11 protein-coding genes are annotated in these 13692 nt (G+C 75.5%); 1 reads left to right on the top strand and 10 read right to left on the bottom strand.

Annotated features, from left to right (window positions below):
- Positions 1-52: 52 nt before the first annotated feature.
- The 9 genes from ACWGB8_RS15800 to ACWGB8_RS15760 all read right to left on the bottom strand — a co-directional run bounded on the left by ACWGB8_RS15800 (position 53) and on the right by ACWGB8_RS15760 (position 11256).
- Complete coding sequence (locus ACWGB8_RS15800; RefSeq protein ID WP_452214003.1) at positions 53-1303, bottom strand: type III PLP-dependent enzyme; 1251 nt, start codon at positions 1301-1303, stop codon at positions 53-55.
- Positions 1300-3030 carry an IucA/IucC family protein gene (locus ACWGB8_RS15795; RefSeq protein WP_452214001.1) on the bottom strand — a complete coding sequence of 577 codons (1731 nt, stop codon included), beginning with the start codon at positions 3028-3030 and terminating at the stop codon, positions 1300-1302. Before ACWGB8_RS15795 ends, ACWGB8_RS15800 begins: the two co-directional genes overlap by 4 nt.
- A complete protein-coding gene (locus ACWGB8_RS15790; protein ID WP_452213999.1) occupies positions 3027-4247 on the bottom strand; it encodes an MFS transporter in 1221 nt (406 codons plus the stop codon). The genes ACWGB8_RS15795 and ACWGB8_RS15790 overlap by 4 nt, the downstream gene beginning before the upstream one ends.
- Positions 4244-5977: an IucA/IucC family protein gene (locus ACWGB8_RS15785; RefSeq protein WP_452213997.1), complete on the bottom strand. Its 1734-nt coding sequence runs from the start codon at positions 5975-5977 to the stop codon at positions 4244-4246. The genes ACWGB8_RS15790 and ACWGB8_RS15785 overlap by 4 nt, the downstream gene beginning before the upstream one ends.
- On the bottom strand, positions 5974-7188 hold the full coding sequence (locus ACWGB8_RS15780; protein WP_452213995.1) for an ATP-grasp domain-containing protein: 1215 nt from the start codon (positions 7186-7188) through the stop codon (positions 5974-5976). Before ACWGB8_RS15780 ends, ACWGB8_RS15785 begins: the two co-directional genes overlap by 4 nt.
- A gap of 89 nt (positions 7189-7277) precedes the next feature.
- Positions 7278-8291, bottom strand: a complete 1014-nt coding sequence (locus ACWGB8_RS15775; protein WP_452213993.1) for an ABC transporter substrate-binding protein — start codon at positions 8289-8291, stop codon at positions 7278-7280.
- An 87-nt stretch (positions 8292-8378) separates the two neighbouring features.
- Entirely contained in the window at positions 8379-9212 is an 834-nt protein-coding gene (locus ACWGB8_RS15770; RefSeq protein WP_452213991.1) for an ABC transporter ATP-binding protein, read from the bottom strand.
- The gene (locus ACWGB8_RS15765; protein ID WP_452213990.1) at positions 9212-10261 is read right to left on the bottom strand and encodes a FecCD family ABC transporter permease; all 1050 of its coding nucleotides are present in this window, start codon (positions 10259-10261) and stop codon (positions 9212-9214) included. The genes ACWGB8_RS15770 and ACWGB8_RS15765 overlap by 1 nt, the downstream gene beginning before the upstream one ends.
- On the bottom strand, positions 10258-11256 hold the full coding sequence (locus tag ACWGB8_RS15760) for a FecCD family ABC transporter permease (RefSeq protein WP_452214032.1): 999 nt from the start codon (positions 11254-11256) through the stop codon (positions 10258-10260). Before ACWGB8_RS15760 ends, ACWGB8_RS15765 begins: the two co-directional genes overlap by 4 nt.
- 190 nt (positions 11257-11446) lie before the next feature.
- Between ACWGB8_RS15760 and ACWGB8_RS15755 the strand changes: the two genes are divergently transcribed.
- Positions 11447-12277 carry an iron-sulfur protein gene (locus ACWGB8_RS15755; protein WP_452213988.1) on the top strand — a complete coding sequence of 277 codons (831 nt, stop codon included), beginning with the start codon at positions 11447-11449 and terminating at the stop codon, positions 12275-12277.
- A gap of 51 nt (positions 12278-12328) precedes the next feature.
- Here the strand turns inward: ACWGB8_RS15755 and ACWGB8_RS15750 are convergent, their stop codons facing one another.
- The gene (locus ACWGB8_RS15750) at positions 12329-13579 is read right to left on the bottom strand and encodes an MFS transporter (protein ID WP_452213986.1); all 1251 of its coding nucleotides are present in this window, start codon (positions 13577-13579) and stop codon (positions 12329-12331) included.
- Positions 13580-13692: the final 113 nt, after the last annotated feature.

Here is a 13692-nt window from a genome sequence, read left to right as displayed (position 1 = left end):
TGGCTGTGCGCCCCGTCCGACCGGGCGGGGGGGCGCACAGCCATGCCGGGGCTCAGGCCTCCAGGTAGTGGAAGCCCGGGCGGGGGTGCATCAGGAACTCGTGGTGGGAGATGTTCCAGGCGTATGCGCCCGCCATGGCGAACAGCACCCGGTCGCCCGTGCGCAGCCCGGCCGCGGCCGGGTCGTGGTGGGCGAGGCCGTCCTTGGGCGTGCAGAGCTGGCCCGCCAGGGTGGCGCGTCCGGTGGTGACGGCGGGCCGGTCCCAGGGGTGCGGCCAGGCGTCGACCGGGAGGACGGCGAAGGGCTGCGAGTGGCCGCGGGTGGCGGGGGTGCGCAGGTGGTGGGTGCCGCCGCGGACGACCGCGAAGTCCTCGCCGTGGCTGTGCTTCACGTCCAGTACCTCGGTCGCGTACCAGCCGCAGTAGGAGGTGAGCGCCCGGCCGGGCTCGATCCGCAGGGTGAGGCCGGGGTGGCGGTCGAGCAGCTCGGCCAGGCCCTTGCCGAAGGCCGTCCAGTCGAAGCGGGCGGCCGGGTCGGTGTAGTCGACGGCCATGCCGCCGCCGACGTTGACCTCGATGAGCGGGAGGCCGTGCCGTTCGGCGAGCGCGGCCGACCAGTCGACGATCTGCTCGGCGAGCGCCAGCTGCTCGGGGGCGTCGAGTCCGCTGGCCAGGTGGGCGTGGACGCCGCGCAGCCGCAGCTGCCGGCCGAGCGGGCCGGCCAGCAGGCGGACGCACTCCTCGGCGCGCTCCGGGTCCAGGCCGAACGGGGTGGGCCGGCCGCCCATGGCGAGGGCGACGGAGTCCAGGGCACCGGAGCCGACCGGCAGGTTGACCCGCAGCAGCACGTCGACGACGGCTCCGGGGGTGGCGGCGAGCTCGGCGGCGAGGCGGTGCAGCTCCTGCTCGCTCTCGACGTGCCAGCGGTGCACGCCGGTGCGGACGGCCGCGGCGATCTCGGCGGGCGTCTTGCCGGGGCCGCCGAAGGCCAGCGGGGCGCCCGGCACGGCTGCGGCGACGTGCGCCAGCTCGCCGCCGCTGGAGACCTCGTAGCCGTCCACCGAGTCGCGGACGGCGGCCAGCAGCGGGGCGTCCGGGTTGGCCTTGGCGGCGTAGTACAGCTCGACCCGGTCGGGCAGGGCGGCCCGGACGGCGGCGACGTGGTCGCGCAGGGCGGCCAGGTCGTAGACGTACGCGGGCAGTTCCTCGGGCGCGAGGGCGGCGACCCGGGTGCGGACCGGCTCGGGGGCGCTGACCGGGTGCGGGGCGGGGTGCCGGCGGTCCACCGGGGTGTTCCCGCTCATCGGGCGCTCCCGGCGAGTGCGGGGGCGGCGGCCGGCTCCTGGAGGCGGCGCAGGGCCGTGTCGGCGGAGTCGGCGAGCGGCGAGGGGAGCCGGACGTAGCCGGCCTCGCGGTCGGCCTTGCGCTCCCAGCGGGTCAGCAGGTTGGCCTTGGCGGGCAGCGGCACGCCGGCCAGCAGGCCGCGCAGCCGGGGCGGGCAGCCGTGCTCGGCGGCGTACTCCTCCAGGGTCTGCCGGACGGCGCCCCAGAGCGCGCTCTCGGCGGACGGGTACAGGTCGGCGACGGCGGCGAGGAGTTCGGCGACGTGGTTGACCAGCAGGCAGTAGACGACCCGGTCCCAGCCGCGCTGGGCGTCGTAGGTCATCGGGCCGGCGACCTCGGGCGGCAGCCGGTCGAGCAGGGCGGCGTTCTGCTCGGGGACGAGCTTGGTGCCCTCCAGGTCGCGGAAGAGCACCTGCACCGGCCGGTTCCCAGCGTCCACCCCGATCAGGACGTTCTGCAGGTGCGGTTCGAGCACCACGCCGTGGTCGAAGTAGGCGGCGAGCACCGGAGGCAGCAGCAGCCGCAGGTAGGCGGTCCACCAGTCGAGGGCCTCCTGCCGGCCGGCGCCGGCCAGCAGGTGCGAGATGTGCGCGGAGCTGGTCGGGTACTCGTCGGCGACGGCGGCGGCCAGCAGCGGGGTGGTGCCGGGGAGCGCGGCGTCGCCGAAGCCCTCGCGGACGATCAGGCCGAAGCCCTCGTACAGCGAGGTGTCCGGCCGGCCGTCGGCGCCGGGCAGGGCGAGGGTGCGGAAGGCGGGCTCGCGCAGCATGGCGGCGCCGGGGAAGCGCTCGGCGAGGTCGGCCAGGGCGGGGGCGAGCAGGCGGGTGAGGGTGACGGCCCCGGTCAGCTCGTACGCGGCGTTCTTCCGCAGGCAGTTGGTGATCCGCACGTTGAGGCTGAACTTGAGGAAGGCGTCGGCCCCGTACAGGGTGCGCACCGAGGCGGTGGCGGTGAACGGCTCGCCGCCCGGGCCGAGGTCGACGATGTCGCCGCTGGCGAGGGCGCCGCGCAGCAGCGGGTGGTCGGCGAGCAGTTCGTACTGCCACGGGTGGGCGGGCAGCAGCCGGTAGCCGGCGGGCACCTCGCGCAGGCCGTCCAGGAGGGCGGTGGCGGAGGCGTCCAGGCTCTGGCCGGCGATCAGTTCCTCGCGGACGGCGAGGTGGCGCAGCCGGAACCCGGCGCGGTGCTCGGGGGCGTAGCGCCGCCAGTCGCCGCGCGCGGCGGTGCGGGACTTGGGTGCGGGGTGGAAGCGGTGGCCGAAGAGCAGGGCCTGCTCGGACTCCAGGTAGCGGTCGGGGCCGGGCTCGGGCCGGTCGATCAGCCCGGCGGCGACGCCGTGGTGGCTGGAGGCGAGCTGGTCGAGGAACTCCTCGTTGCTGCCGCCGGTGCGCAGGGTCAGTTCGTCCTGGATCCGCTCGCCGAGTTCGCGCCAGCCCAGCTCGACCGGGCCGTCGGGCAGTTCCTCGACGACGGGGCCGGTGAAGCGGTGCGCCCCGAAGAGCGAGGTGCGGCGCAGGGCGACGCTCAGCAGGGTGCCCCGGCGGGGCAGGCGGATCAGCAGGCGGCCGCCGGCGACGGCGGTCTGGTGCTCGGGTGCGGAGACCTCGCGGAGCAGGCAGTTCAGCAGCGTGTGGGCTGCGGCCTGGTCCGCGGTGGGGAGGTCGGGGGCAGGCGGTACGTGGGTCATCGGGACTCCGGGCGCTTGCGGTCGGCGAGGGTGACGGTGGTGGCCGCGGCGGCGGCCAGCAGTGCGGCGGCGGTGCCGACCAGCACGGGGGCGGCGGCGCCGAGGGTGCCGTTGACCAGTGCCGCGACGGCACCGGCGGCGACGGCGCCGCCCTTGGAGACGAATTCGAGGGTGCCGAAGGTGCGGCCCGGCGGGCGGCCCCGGACGGCTTCGGCGGCCAGCACGGACAGGCTGACCAGGCCGAGGGTGAGGCCGGCGCCGAGGAGCAGCCGGACCACGACGAAGGCGGTCAGCGAGTGGGCCAGCGCGTGGCCGGCCAGGCCGAGGGCGACGAAGCCGAAGCTCAGCGCGACGCCGGTGCGCGGCCGGTGCAGGAAGGCGCTGTGCGTCCGGGCGGCGAAGGCCAGGTAGCACAGGTGCGGCAGCGCGAACAGGATCCCGGTGGTGGTGCCGGAGACGCCGGGCAGGCGCTGTTCGGCCAGCGAGATCAGGTACGGGAACGAGATGATGGTCGCGAAGACGAAGGCGAACTCGAAGGCGTACAGCAGCCGCAGCGGCCCGTCGGCGGGCGCGTCGGCGGCAGGTGCCGACTCGGCGGCGTCCCCCGCGGCCTGTGGGCGGCCCGGCTCGGGCAGCAGCGCGAGCAGGGCGGCGGCGGCCAGCGGCAGGACGGCCATCACCAGGTACTGGCGGTGCGGGTCGATCCACGGCGAGAGCGCGCCGACCAGGATCGGTGCGGCGACCAGCGAGGCGCGGGCGGCGCCCTGCATCAGGGTGAGCGCCTTGGACAGCTGGGAGCCGTCGAGGGCCGCGCCGAGGTAGCCGTTGGTGGCGGCGAAGGTGCCGCCGAGGAAGCCCTGGAGGACCAGCGCCAGTGTGAACGCGGGCAGGCTGTCGGCCGCGCCGGCCAGCAGGAAGGAGACGGTGAGGCCGAGTTGGGCGCGCAGCAGCATCCGCTTGCGCCCGAAGCGGTCGGCCAGGCGGCCCCAGAACGGCGCACCGAGCGCGCTGAAGACCGTCGGCACGATGTACAGCACGCCGGCCCAGCGGCCCTCGGTGTCGCCGAGCGAGGGCAGGATGGCGGTGAGGAACGGCGGCAGCCCGAGCGCGGCGAACGAGGCCACGAAGTAGCAGGCGGCGACCGCGTGCACCTGCCGGCGGTCGAGGCCGCCCTGCTCGGTGGTCCCCGCCGGGCGCGGCAGGGTCTGGACGCTCACCGCGGGCCCCCGTGCGTGCGCAGGTAGTTGGGGCCGTCGGTGTAGTGCTTGTTGATGTCGGCGGCACCGGAGCGCTGCTTGCTGAGCAGGGTGCCGGCGCTGACCATGGCCTTGACCGGCAGCCGCTCGGCGTCGAGCAGGTCCTCCCGCAGGGCCGTTCCGGCCGGACCGAGCCGGTCGACGGCGGCGCTCAGCCGGGTGCGCAGCAGGCCGAGGGTGTCGGCGAGTTCGGCGCGGCCGTGGTCGGCGAGGCCGAACGCGAGCGCGGCGGTGCACAGGTGCCCGGTGATGGTGGTGAACAGGTCGGTGAGCGGCCGGTCGGTGTCGCCGAAGATCCGCGGGTCGTCGAAGTCGGCCGGGGCGGGCGCGAGTTCGCCGAGTCCGGCGGCGAGCCGGGCGGTGTTGACGCGCGGGCCGTCGTCGTCCTTGTAGAGCAGTCGCAGGCCGGTGCCGTCGAGCACCAGGGAGGTGTTCTGCTGGTGGGACTCCAGCGCGATGCCGTGGCCGAAGAGTGTGGTCTGCCAGTCGAGCAGCAGCTCCAGCAGGGCGTCGTAGAAGGCGGTGACCGAGCCGCCGTGGAAGCGGTCGGCGAGGTGGTCGACGACGAGCCGGCCGCCGGGGGCGGGGGCGAGCAGCGAGGCCAGCGGGACGGTCACGGCCTGCTCCAGGCCGGCCGGGTAGCGGCGCAGCAGGACGGCGAGCAGCTCGTGGCCGGCGTGCGCGAAGGTCTGCTCGTCGGCGTGCAGGACGCGGTCGGCGAAGCGGGGTTCGCGGGCGAGCACGGCCTCGATCAGGCGCTGACCGGCGGCGCCGTCGACGAGGGTGCCGGGCTTGATGGTGCGCCGGTTCTTCAGCCCCAGGGTGGCGGTGGCGAGCGGCAGTTTGAGGTGGCAGGCCGGGTCCTCGGCGACCGCGACGGTTCGCATCGACAGGGTCGGCACCACGGTCAGGTACGGCCGGTCGGCGAGCACGGCGCGGCCGTCGAGGCCGGCGGCGCGCAGGGCCTCGTCGAGCGGGGCGCCGACGGACAGCGGGTGCACCGGGAGGGTGCGCCAGTCGCCGTCCAGGTCGAGGCCGAGCCAGCCGGGGGTGGGCCACCAGCTGGGCAGCGGCTGCTCGCCGTGCACGGTGAGCGCGTCGGCCGGCACGGCGAGCCAGCGGAGCTCGAAGGCGGAGTGGAACTCGGGTGCGTAGGCACGCAGTTGGGCCTCGGTGAGGCCGGCCCGGCCGCGCGCGGTGGGGTAGACCGGGTGGTCCAGGTAGGCGGCCAGGGCGTCCAGGCCGAGGGCGGCGGCGAGGCCGGTCCAGTGGGCCGGGTCGGGTCCGTACAGGTCGGCGAGCCGGGTGTGCACCTCGGCGGCGACCCGCTCGTGCAGCTCCATGGTGGCGCGGGTCTGCCGGCACTCCTCGGCGAAGGCGGTCCAGCCGTCGCGGTCCTCGGGGTCGGCGAGGCCGGCCAGGGCGGCGACGGCGTCGTCGAGGTCGGCGACCGCGGTGCCGTCGACCTCCAGCAGCGGGAGCCGGGCGGCGTACTCGCTCTGGAAGCCCTCGGGGGCGACCGGCAGGGCGAGGGTCCGGCCGCCGCGGGCGAGCCGGAGCCAGCGGCCGTCGGGGCGCTCCTCGGCGGTGCTGCGGGTGCGCAGGCCGAGGACGTCCTCGCGCAGCAGCGCGGAGAGCACCCGCAGGGCCAGCGCGTCGGCGGGGGCGGTGGTGGTGGCGGCCGGGGTCACGGGGTGATCTCCCAGCGGTTGGCCGCCACGAAGCGGGCGACGGAGGCGTCCACGGCGGCCTGGTCGGTGCCGACGGCCCAGATCACCCCGAGGTAGTCGCGGTTGGTGCGGTAGAGCTCGTGGCGCTCGCCGATCGCGCGCAGCGGCCGGTAGGCGAGCCGGACGCCGTCGCGGTCCTCGTCGTACGGGCCGGGGGCGGCGGTCAGGGTGCCGGCCCGGTCGGCGCAGACGACCTCGTTGCGGGCGCGCCGGTCGGTGCGGGCGCCGAGGTCGGCGGGCAGCGGGCGGCCGAGGTGGGCGCCGAGGATGTGCTCGAACAGCGGGATGTCGAGGAGCTCGGCGAGCATCAGGTCGCACTGGTCGCCGATGGCGCGGTAGTTGACCTCGATGATCCGGGCGCGGCCGTCCGGCTGGACGACGAACTCGGTGTGGCAGGCGCCGAGTCCGACGCCGAGGGCGTCGAGCTGGGCGAGGACCTGGTCGACCACCGGCTGCGGGTGCGCGGGGACGAACTCCAGGACCTCCTCGATGAAGTCCGGCGGCGGGGAGAGCCGGGTGCGGAAGCCGCCGAGGACGTGCCGGCGCTCGCCGTCGCCGAGGGTCTCCAGGGTGCTCAGCTGCCCGTCGAGGAACTCCTCGACGACCAGGGCGGCGCCGGGGCGGCGGTGCTGGATCTCCTTGCAGCGCCGCTCCAGTTCGTCGGCGTCGGCGACCAGCGTGACGTCCTCGCTGGCGACGCCCTCGCGGGGCTTCACCACGAGCGGGAACGGCAGGTCGAGGGCGTGCAGTGCGGACGGGTCCTGGCCGGGGTCGAGCTCGGCGGAGCGGACGGCGTCCAGGCCGGCGGCGGCCAGGTGGCGGCGCAGCTCGCCCTTGTTCTTGGCCCGCAGCGCGGCCTTCCAGTCCTTCGCGGGCAGGCCGAAGTAGTCGGCGGCGAGGGCGGTCTGGGTCTGCAGGTGGTCGCTGTTGGAGAAGACCGCGGCCGGCGCGTGGTGCCGGGAGACCAGGCCGACGACCTCGCGGAAGTCCCGGACGTCGCACTCCAGCACCTCCAGGGTGCCGGGCAGGCCGGGGACCCCGTCGTACGCGAGGCGGTGCGCCTCGGCGTGGTCGGTGAGGACGGTGACGTCGAGCCCGAGCCGGGCGGCGGCCGGGAGGAACCCCTGGGTGACGGAGTCGGTGGGGTTGAGGGCGAGCAGGTACAGCCGCATGTGGGGGCGGGTCCTCTCCGGACGGGGACGGGAAGTCTGGGGGAGGTGGCAGGGGGCGGGCGCCGTGCGCCCGCCCCCTGCGGGGGCTGCTACTTGGGCGCCTCGACGCCGGCGGCCTTGGCGATGTCCAGCAGCATCTGCTCGGCGGCCTGGACGCCGATGCCGGACATCCAGGTCTCGTCCGGGACGGTGAACACCTTGTTGTTCTTGACGGCGTTCAGGCCCTGCCAGACCGGGGTGCCCTGGACCTCGCTCTGCTTGGTCTTGGTCGGGTCGTCGGCGACGGTGACGAACACCAGGTCGGCGTCGGCCTGGTTGATCTGCTCGGCGCTGACCTCCAGCATCGACTTGTCGACGTCCTGGGAGGCCGGGCGGCCGAGGCCGGCGTCCTTCAGCACGACGCCGCTGAACGAGGCCTTCTGGTACAGGCGGGTCGGGCCGGCCACGAAGCGGACCACGGAGGCGGTCGGGGCGGTGCCGTTGTACTTCGCCTTGATGGCCTCGCCGAGCTTGGCGGCGCGGGCCTCGTACTCGGTGAGCGCCTTCTTGGCCTCGGCCTCCTTGCCCAGGGCCTGGGCGTAGAGGGCGAGGTTCTCCTTCCACGGGAAGCCGGTGGTCTCGGCGAGCACGGTCGGGGCGATCGCGTTCAGCTTGTCGTAGACCTTGGCGTGGCGGACCTTCGAGGAGAGGATCACGTCGGGCTTCAGGGAGGCGATCAGCTCCAGGTTCGGCTCGGCCATCGGGCCGACGTCCTTGGTGTCCTTGATCTTGTCCTTGAGGTAGGCCGGGAAGCCGCCCTCGGTCTTCATGTGCGGGGAGACCGCGCCGACCGGGGTGATGCCGAGCAGGGTGACGTCGTCCAGCTCGCCGGAGTCCAGCACCACGACGCGCTTCGGCTGGGCCTTGATCTCGGCGGTGCCGGCGGCGTGCTTGACGCTGCGGGGGTAGGCGGCGGCCGAACCGGCGGCGGCACCGGTGGACGCGGCGGCGTCGGCCGGCTTGGCGCTCTCCCCGTTGCTGCCGCAGGCGGCGAGCAGGGTGGTGGTGAGCGCGGCGGCGAGCACGGCGACGGGGAGTCTGCGGGTGCGGGCGGAGCGGGTCATGACGGGTCCTTTGCTGGGTTCGGGGCAGGGTGGGTCACCGGTGCGGCCCCGGGTGAGCGGGTCCGGCCGGAAGTCGGGGGGTGGGGGTCAGGGGGTGTCGGCGGGCCGTTTCGTCCGGGCCCGGGGCACGACCAGCGGGGTGCCGGACTCCGGGTCGGGCACCACCTGGCAGGGCACCTGGAAGACGGACTCGACCAGGTCGGCGGTGAGCACCTCGCCGGGGGGCCCGGCGGCGGCCAGCCGGCCGTCCTTGAGCACGACCAGGTGGTCGGCGTAGCGGGCGGCCTGGCCGAGGTCGTGCAGCACCATGACGACGGTGCGCCCGGCCTCGGCGTGCAGGTCGGCCACCAGGTCCAGGACGTCCAGCTGGTGGCGCAGGTCGAGGAAGGTGGTCGGCTCGTCGAGCAGCAGCAGCTCGGTGTCCTGGGCGAGCGCGAGGGCGATCCAGGCGCGCTGGCGCTGGCCGCCGGAGAGCCGGTCGACCTGCTGGTCGCGCAGTTCGGCGGTGCCGGTGCGGCGCAGCGCCTCCTCGACGGCCTCCTGGTCGGCCTTGGACCAGGGGGTCAGCATCCGCTGGTGCGGGAAGCGGCCGAGCCGGACCAGCGCCTCGACGGTGATCGCCTCGGGGGTCACGGGCTGCTGCGGCAGCAGGCCCATCCGCTTGGCGAGCGCCCGGGCGGGCATCCGGTGGATGTCGGAGCCGTCCAGGGTGACGGTCCCGGAGGCCGGGTCGAGCAGCCGGACGAGTCCGCGCAGCAGGGTGGACTTGCCGCAGGCGTTGGGGCCGACGATCGCGGTGACGGCGCCGCCGGGCAGTTCCAGGTCGAGGCCGTCCACGACGAGGCGGTTGCCGTAGCGCAGGTGGAGGCCGTGCGCGGCGAGGCGGTTGGCGCCGGCGGCCGGTGCGGCGGTGGCGGTCATCAGCTGCTCCTCTGGGGAAGCCGGCCCTGGCGGAACATCAGCACCAGGAGCCAGGGCGCGCCGAGGGTGGCGGTGACGGCACCGACCGGCAGGCCGTGGACGGGGATCACGTGGAGCACGAGCAGGTCGGAGGAGAGCAGCAGCACCGAGCCGGCCAGCGCGGTCAGGCCCAGCGTGGCGAGGGTCGGCGGGCCGGCCAGCAGCCGCACCAGGTGCGGCACGGCGAGCGCGACGAAGGCGACCGGCCCGGTCAGGGCGGCGGCGAGGGAGGCCAGGGCGATGGAGAGCAGCAGCAGGAGCAGCCGGTCGCGGCCGGCGTTGAGGCCGAGCCCGCCGGCCGAGTCGTCGCCGAGGTCGAGGACGGCGACGCGGCGCTGGCAGAGCACCACGACCAGGGAGGTGACGAGGATGGCGGTGCCGCCGATCCACACCTCGGTCCAGTTGCGCCCGTACAGCGAGCCGGTGGTCCACTGCATGGCGGAGGAGGCGAGTTCGGCCGGGAACCGCACGATCATCAGGTTCACCGCGGCGGCGAGGCCCTGCTGGACCGCCAGGCCGACCAGGACCAGCCGGGTGACGGCCATCCGGGAGCGCCAGGCGAAGCCGCCGAGCAGCAGGGCGGCGAGCAGGCCGCCGCCGAGCGCGGCCACCGGGATCAGCTCCTGGGAGGCGCCGGTGGCCAGCATCAGCACCGCGCCGAAGGAGGCGCCGCCGGTGACCCCGATGGTGTCGGGGGAGGCCAGCGGGTTGCGGAAGAGCCGCTGCAGCATCGTGCCGGAGACCGCCAGGGCGGCGCCCGCGATCAGCGCGGACACCACGCGGGGGGCCCGGAACTCCTGGACGACCAGGACGTTCCCGGGGTCGCCGGCGCCGAACAGGGCGCGCAGCGCGTCCCAGACCGGGATGTCCATCTGGCCGGTGCCGAGGGCGACGCCGGTCAGCAGCACCAGCAGGGCGGCGGTGACGACCGACCAGAGCAGCGTCCGGGCGCGGCGGCGGGCGCGGGTGGAGACGGCCGCCGGGCGGGCGGTCGGCAGCGTGGTGCTCATCGGGCCACCTTCCGGGCCAGCACCGCGAGCAGCGGTGCGCCGAGGAAGGCGGTGACGATCCCGACCTCGATCTCGGAGGGGCGGGCCACCAGCCGGCCGAGCACGTCGGCGGCGAGCAGCAGGACCGGACCGGCGATCAGGCAGCCGGGGAGCAGCCAGCGGTGGTCGTTGCCGAGGAACGGGCGGACCAGGTGCGGGGCGGCCAGGCCGATGAAGGCGACCGGGCCGGCCACCGCGACCGCGCTGCCGGCCAGCAGGACGACGGCGAGGCCGCCGACCAGCCGGATCCGGGCGACCGGGACGCCGAGGGACTGGGCGGTCTCGTCGCCGAGCGCGAGGGCGTTCAGCGCGGGGGAGACGGCGAAGGCCGCCAGCAGGCCGATCGCGAGGAAGGGCAGGACCGGGGCGAGCACCTCCAGGTGCCGGCCGGCGATCGAGCCGGCCAGCCAGAACCGGGCCTCGTCCAGCGTCCGGTGACTGGCCAGCATGAGCGCGGAGGTCCACGAGGTGAGCACCACGGTGAGCACGGTGCCGCCGAGTGCCAGCCGGACCGGGTCGAGGTCCCCGCCGCGACGGGCCATCCCGTACGCGGCGACGGCGGCGACGGCGGCGCCGGCGAAGGCGAACCAGACGTACTCCAGCGGCCGGGTGAGCTCCAGCGTGTAGATCGCGGCGACCACGAACAGGCTCGCCCCGGCGTTGATGCCGAGGGTGATCGGGGAGGCCAGCGGGTTGCGGGTGACGCCCTGGGCGACCGCCCCGGCGACCCCGAGCGCGGCGCCGACGGCGAGTCCGATGAGGGTACGCGGCAGCCGCAGGCCCGTCACCACGTCCGCGTCGCCGCCGTGCAGACGCCCGGTCAGGGCGTCGACGACGGTCGCCAGCGGTATGGAACGGGACCCGAGCGCCAGGCTCAGGGCGACGCACAGCAGGAGCGCGCAGACTCCGGCGGTCAGCAGCAGGGGCCGCCGTACCGCCGAGGGGCCGGGCGCCACCGCTGCGGTGGCCGTCGGGTCGTTTCTCAGCACGGAGCCAGATATTAGGTTAGGCAAAGCTAATGCCGTCAAGTCGTGACCGCTGGGCGGGCCCGTCTTGCGCTTGTCCGGGGGTTGGGATGTAAGGTGAGGCTCACCTAAGTCGACTCGGCCGTCCACGGGAGTGCCGATGATCCAGGGAACGCCGCTCATGTCCGATGCGTCACTGACGCTGCCAGGCGCCGCCCAGCCGCTGCGCGCCGGTTACCAGCGCCTGCTGGGGCTCTGCCCTGCGGTCCGTGTCGAGCTCCTGGACGATCATGAGTCGAATCCCTCGCGGCGTCAAGGCTGGTACTCCGCAGCCGAACTGATCCGCGACCCGGACGCGCTCGCCGCCGTCCTGGCCGGCGAGGCCGCCCGGATCGCCGCCGACCACGGCAAGGAGCCGAGGCCGCACGTCAGCGCCTCGCGGCTGCTGCACCACTACGTCTGGACCTTCTGCCTGCTCGTCGGCGGCCCGTGGTATCTCGACCGCAGAGTGCCGAGCATCACACCGGAATCGATCTGGCTGCACGCGGCGACCGGCGACCTCGCCCTGCGCCCGCGCGGCTACACCGCCCTGCCCGGCGACCCGGCCGGCGTGATCGTGGCCGGCGAGGACGAGCTGCGCGCCGAACTGCGCACCGCCGTCGTCACCCACGTCGAACCGCTGCTGGAGGCGTTCGCCAAGCCGACCAAGCGCGGCACCCGGGCGCTGTGGGGCATGGTGACGGACGATCTGGCCTCCGCCGTCTGGTACCTCGGCCGGATGCTCGGCGAGGAGGAGGCGTCGGTGGCCGCCGCCACCGCCGTCCTGCCGGGCGGCACCCTGCCGATGCCCGGCGCCGCCGACTTCCGGATCCTCACCGGCCCGACCGGGCGCACCCACCACACCCGCACCCGGCTCGGCTGCTGCCTCTACTACGCGGTCCAGGCCGACGCCGCCTGCCTCACCTGTCCGCGCACCTGCGACGAGGACCGCGTCGAGCGCCTGGAGCGCTGAGGCGCCTGCGCAGGGCGGGCGCGCCCCGGGCAGCGGGGCGCGCCCGCCGGTTCAGCGGGAGCCGACCTGTTCGGCGGGGGACGGCTCCCCGGCGGCCCGGTCGGGCTCCTCCCGACGGCGGTAGCGGTGGTCGGTGGCCGTCGCGGTGGCGAGCAGCAGCGCCGCGCAGGCCGCCGTGACGGTGGCCCAGAACGGCCCGCCGGGCCCGTGGTTCTCGGCGAGCCAGCCGGCCGCGAAGGTCCCCGCGGAGTGCGCCAGAATGATCGCGCTGGCCAGGGCCGCCATCGCCTCGCCGAGCCGGGCGGCCGGCACCGTGCGCTCCACCAGTCCGAACATGGTGATCATCTGCGGGGCGATCGCCACCCCCAGGCAGCCGATCGCCGCCGCCAGGGCCGCGATGCCGCCGCTCGCGAACAGCAGCGGCACCGAGGCGGCGAACAGCACCGCGGTACCGGCCCGCAGTCGCAGCGGCAGGCCCCAGCGGGCGGGCAGCGCGGCGGTGGCGACGCCCGCGACGGCGCTGGTCAGCCCCATGAGGCCGTACACCAGCCCGGCCGCGCCGGACTGTCCGAGGGCGTCCGCGGTCGCGGTCACCCCCACCTGGACGGAGCCGAAGCAGGCGCCCAGCAGGGCCATGCCGGCCAGCAGCAGTGCGAACGGGGCGTCGAGCAGGCGCTCGGAGGGGCGGTGGCGGGCCGCGCCGGTGCCCGGGGCGGCGGTCGGGTGCAGCGCGAACAGGGTCGCGCCGGTGCCGACCAGTACGGCGGCGGCGAGCAGTCCGGCGGCCGGCGAGACGAGGGCGGCCAGCAGCCCGACCAGGGCCGGGCCCGTGGTGAAACTGATCTCGTCCACGATGCCGTCCAGCGAGAGCATCGAGGAGGTCAACTCCCGGTCGCCGTCGGCCAGCCGGACCCAGCGGCTGCGCGACAGCGGGCCGACCAGCGGCACCGAGAGGCCGATCAGCGCGGCCGGGGCGAGCTGCCAGCCGAGCGGCAGTGCGGCCTCCGAGGCGGCGACCAGGGCGACGATCGCCACCGTGTTCACCAGGGCTGCGGACAGGCCCACGGTCCGCTGGCCGCGGCGGTCCGCCAGCCGGCCGACGACCGGTCCGCCCGCAGCCTGACCGAGCGCCAGCGCGCCGGCGACCAGCGAACCCTCCCAGACGCTGCCGGTGTTGTGGGTCACCAGCAGCAGCGTGCCGATCGGGCACATCGCGTTGGGCAGCCGCCCGAGCAGCGACCAGACCAGCACCCGGCCGCCCGTCGACTGCGTCGCGGTACGGAACCTCTCGACCAATGGCATCGGTGTGCACCCCACCCGTGGGGGCCGGTCCGGGCGCCCGCCTCCCGCAACCGGCCCGACCAGGTGAAAGGGACCAGCGGGTGGCTTCCGACGGTACGGGTCCGATGATCACC

The sequence above is a fragment of the Kitasatospora sp. NPDC054939 genome (assembly GCF_053610105.1).
The sequence above is the reverse complement of the archived record's forward strand: the minus strand, read 5'-3'. Positions and strand labels throughout refer to the sequence as shown.